Source organism: Lysinibacillus sp. (assembly GCF_032093475.1).
Classification (GTDB): Bacteria; Bacillota; Bacilli; order Bacillales_A; family Planococcaceae; genus Lysinibacillus; species Lysinibacillus irui.
Genome location: NZ_DAMDAY010000035.1, coordinates 1 through 3,949, shown reverse-complemented (window position 1 = coordinate 3,949; position 3,949 = coordinate 1). Strand labels below are relative to the sequence as shown.

At 37.7% G+C, this 3,949-nt stretch carries 6 protein-coding genes; 4 read left to right on the top strand and 2 right to left on the bottom strand.

Features of this window, described 5'->3' with window-relative positions:
• The coding region (locus tag RT445_RS09685) for a ComEC/Rec2 family competence protein (RefSeq protein WP_396631801.1) at window positions 1–339 on the top strand (339 nt) is incomplete at its 5' end.
• Window positions 340–367: 28 nt separating this feature from the next.
• Here RT445_RS09685 and RT445_RS09680 read toward each other — a convergent pair.
• Window positions 368–505, bottom strand: a complete 138-nt coding sequence (locus RT445_RS09680) for a YqzM family protein (protein WP_036121877.1) — start codon at window positions 503–505, stop codon at window positions 368–370.
• Window positions 506–739: 234 nt separating this feature from the next.
• Between RT445_RS09680 and holA the strand changes: the two genes are divergently transcribed.
• On the top strand, window positions 740–1,750 hold the full coding sequence (holA, locus tag RT445_RS09675) for a DNA polymerase III subunit delta (RefSeq protein ID WP_312506829.1): 1,011 nt from the start codon (window positions 740–742) through the stop codon (window positions 1,748–1,750).
• A gap of 97 nt (window positions 1,751–1,847) precedes the next feature.
• Here the strand turns inward: holA and rpsT are convergent, their stop codons facing one another.
• Window positions 1,848–2,096, bottom strand: coding sequence for a 30S ribosomal protein S20 (rpsT, locus tag RT445_RS09670; protein ID WP_274793843.1), 249 nt, complete (start codon window positions 2,094–2,096; stop codon window positions 1,848–1,850).
• A gap of 163 nt (window positions 2,097–2,259) precedes the next feature.
• On the opposite strand from rpsT, the gene gpr reads away from it, so the two are divergent.
• Both gpr and RT445_RS09660 read left to right on the top strand, forming a co-directional pair.
• Window positions 2,260–3,276, top strand: a complete 1,017-nt coding sequence (gene gpr / locus RT445_RS09665) for a GPR endopeptidase (protein WP_274793842.1) — start codon at window positions 2,260–2,262, stop codon at window positions 3,274–3,276.
• A gap of 108 nt (window positions 3,277–3,384) precedes the next feature.
• Window positions 3,385–3,949 (top strand): stage II sporulation protein P (locus RT445_RS09660; protein WP_313470478.1); only part of this gene is annotated, 565 nt, incomplete at its 3' end.

Genomic DNA, 3,949 nt, shown 5'->3' with positions numbered 1-3,949 from the left:
ACAGCGCTTTTTACCGGCGATTTGGAGCAATATGGTGAACAACAGCTAATTAAGCGTTACGGGCATCTAATAGCCAATCTAACACTACTTAAGGCAGGTCACCATGGTAGTAAAACATCAAGTATAGAATCATTTGTCGAGTTACTCCAACCGCAATTAACGATTTTCAGTGCAGGTCTCCAGAATCGCTATGGACATCCACATGAAGAAGTGGTCCAACGTTTTACAAGTCGGAATTTGGCGACTTTTACAACAGGAGTAGATGGAACAATTGAAATTCGTATTCGTGGCAATACTACATGGTCAGTGTCAAAAATTGAAAAAGGCCTTGTCCAATGACAAAGCCCTTTTCTGTGCATAAGTCCAATTACTGTGATACAAATTCTACTATAGTTGCAATAATAAACATAATTGTGAAAACGCCAAATGATACACCGAAACCAACACCAGAATCGATGGCATCGTTACGTCGACATTGTATGTTTTTTCCTTCAAATGGATTCATTGTTATCCCTCCAATTCTGTTATTTATTATAAGACAACATGTGCATAAAAGCTATATTGAAAAGGAGAATTCCCCGTCTGGCAAGGAATCGACACAATTTAGTCAAAGACACAAATAGCCTTTAAAGGGTAGAAAGTAAAACTCATTCATCTTTCACGAAAGAGCTATTGTGTCTTCTGCTATATCAATAAAAAATCATGTATACTAATAGTATTGCTAGATGGAGGGGAAATTATGATTTCAACGGTTTGGAATACAATAAAAAAAGGTGAGCTGGCACCAGTATATTTACTTGTTGGTGAAGAAAGCTATTTTATAGATGAGACCATCAAGCGTTTAAAAAAAGCGATGGGCCCAGAAGAAGAGCTAGAAATGACAACATTTGATTTGGATGAAATGCCAGTAGATGCTGTCATGGATGAAGCAGATACAATTCCTTTCTTCTCAGAACGAAAATTGATTATTGCTAAAAATGCCTCTTTTTTAAAGGCAACCGAAAAAGGGAAGGAAAAAATCGATCATGATGTGAAGCGTTTAGAAACGTGGTTATCGAATCCATCCGATTTTTCAGTAACTGTATTTATTGCCCCATATGAAAAATTAGATGAACGTAAAAAAGTAACCAAAATGATGAAAGAGCATGCGTTACTTGTGCAAGCAGAAACACCAAAGGAACAGGACTTAGCGGTGTGGATTCAAGGAATTGTGAAAGCACAGGGCAATAGCATTACACAAGATGCAATTGAACTGCTTGTGACGATGGTTGGAGCGAACATGCTACAATTACAAATGGAAATTGATAAGCTAACCCTTTATTTAGGTGAGGGTGGTGAAATTACATCTACTTTAGTGGAGGATTTAGTGGCCAAAACATTGGAGCAAGATGCTTTTAAAATGCTCAATGCTTATTTGGCGAATGATTCTGTCGGAGCCTTGTCTATCTATCATGATTTATTACGACAAAAACAAGAACCTATTATGTTAGTTGGGTTACTCGCATCCAATGTTCGTACAATGTCGAATGTTTTTTATTTGTTGAAGAAAGGATATCATCCGCAACAAATTGCTAAAAATTTAAAAATACATCCGTATCGTGTCAAATTAATGGTTGAGCAGCGGAATCGACCGTCAGAAGAAAGTTTGTTAAGAGCCTTATATCAGTTAGCAGAGGTTGATTTACAACTGAAATCGACAAGCGGTAACCGAGAACGCTTTTTAGAGCTTTTCTTATTACGTCAACTTTAACACAGAAAGCTGTCCAATATTGCGACAGCTTTTTTTATTATCTATCAAAATTAAAAAGATCAGCTACTCCTAATAGAGTATCTGATCCTTTAAACAATTACGCTTTTTTAGCAAGGCGAGACTTTTTACGAGCCGCCGCGTTTTTGTGGATAAGTCCTTTTGAAGCTGCTTTGTCTAAAGATTTGAAAGCTGCTTGTAAAAGTTCTTGTGTGTTTTCAGCGTTAGCAGCAACAGCGTTTTCAGCTTTTTTCACTGTAGTACGCATTGCAGATTTAGCTTGAGAATTAGCAATGTTAGCTTTTTCGTTAACTTTTACGCGTTTAATCGCAGATTTAATGTTTGGCATATATTTCACCTCCTAAATTAGGTACGAGATGATATCTTCTCATTGATTTCTTGTGTCAATACAACAAAAATCATTTTAACAAACGCTTGGCCAAATTGCAATAGATAAATGCAAAGAATATTTACTTGACAGTTTGAACAAACTACAGCTTGAGGTGAACTGTATGGAAAATTTTAATTGGCAACGAACAGATTTAATCGATGAATCAGAAGAGGTAGTTGTCCATCAGACAAAAGAACAAAAAGAAAAATTGGAACAATCAAGTGGCATTCAAATAGTAGATCGGAATGCTGGTCGAGTGAAAATTACAGACGTTCTTGTAGATGCTGAAGGGGAAAAGCAAATTGGTAAAAAAGAAGGACAGTATATTACACTTTCTGTCCCGACCCTAACATTAGAAGATCAAGATGGATTTACACAACTAGAACAAGAGCTATTGGTGAATTTTAAGAAATTGCATGAATCCCTTTCCTGGCAAGAAGACGATAAAATTCTAATTGTCGGCTTGGGGAATCGCACAATTACACCCGATGCGATTGGTCCGTATTTGATTGATCATCTGCATAGTTTAGATGTGATTGATGAAAAATTTGTGATGTATGCGCCTGGTGTAACAGGACAAACAGGCTATGAAACAGGTGAGTTCGTGGCTGCCATTGCTGAACGTCTACAACCAAAATTAATCATTGTCGTGGACGCACTTGCTACGAGAGCGAGTAATCGACTATGTAAAACCATTCAACTAACAAATACAGGTATACATCCAGGATCAGGGGTAGGGAATCAACGTCAGGAAATCTCCTATGAGATGCTGGGTATTCCAGTAACTGCAATTGGCATCCCGACTGTAGTTGATGCACCAGTTTTAATTGCAGATGCAGTAGAAACAATGCTTCGTTCGATAGCTGCTCGAGTGGCTGAACGAAGTAAACCATCATCAAAGCTTTCTTTATCCTCTTGGCAACCAGACATCAGTAAGGACCTAGATATGACGTTAGTTCAACCTATTTTCGGTGAATGGGCGACATGGACGAAAGAGGAACGTCAACAGCTCTTTGAAGAAACCTTCGCAGGCTCCCATACACAATTGATGGTAACGCCTAAAGAAGCAGACTATTGGATTGATCGCTATGCAAGATTAGTGGCTTCTATGCTAATGAATTGGGCAAGTGAAATATAAAAAAGTAAAATGAGAGCTCTTCTGAAGCACTGATTTTTATGCAGAAAACAAGAAATATTTTTTCGTTCTAAAAAATACCCCCCCTCCATACGATATGGGGAGGAGGGTGTGACTTTGCTAAAAAAACTACAATGGTCATTTGGTATATTATTGTTCTTTTTCGTATTACCTGTCATTGCTGGGCAACTTCCGTTCAACAAGCAAGCATCGACTCCGATTAAACAACCAGAAGATAAGCAGGTCGTGTTTGCCGCTACCAATTTAGCTGAACAAAGTGTGTTGGAACAAACGAAAGAACCTGAAGCAGATCAAGCCCCGGATCCGGGACCTGACCCATTTAAAGTGTTAGTGTTATTTACTCATTCCCATGAAGCCTATGAACCAATGGTAAAGGCAGTGAGCGGTAAGGTAGCGACTTCTCATGAAACGGTTAATATTATGAGCTTGAAAGATAAGATTGTGAATCATTTTAATGTAAATGGCTTGAAGACAGATGTTCTTGATGTAGATATTATGAAGAAATTACAAGCAGAAGGTAAGGGATATCACGAATCTTATAATGTGATGAGACCTTATTTAAGTAAGCATTTAGAAACAAATAATTATGATTTAATACTGGATCTACATCGTGACTCATTAAAACATGATCTTACAACAATTTCGTATAACGGGG

Bases quoted from the DNA above. Each gene is read 5' to 3' on its own strand.
- RT445_RS09680 (WP_036121877.1), bottom strand. From the start codon at position 505: ATGAATCCATTTGAAGGAAAAAACATACAATGTCGACGTAACGATGCC.
- holA (WP_312506829.1), top strand. From the start codon at position 740: ATGATTTCAACGGTTTGGAATACAATAAAAAAAGGTGAGCTGGCACCA.
- rpsT (WP_274793843.1), bottom strand. From the start codon at position 2,096: ATGCCAAACATTAAATCTGCGATTAAACGCGTAAAAGTTAACGAAAAA.
- gpr (WP_274793842.1), top strand. From the start codon at position 2,260: ATGGAAAATTTTAATTGGCAACGAACAGATTTAATCGATGAATCAGAA.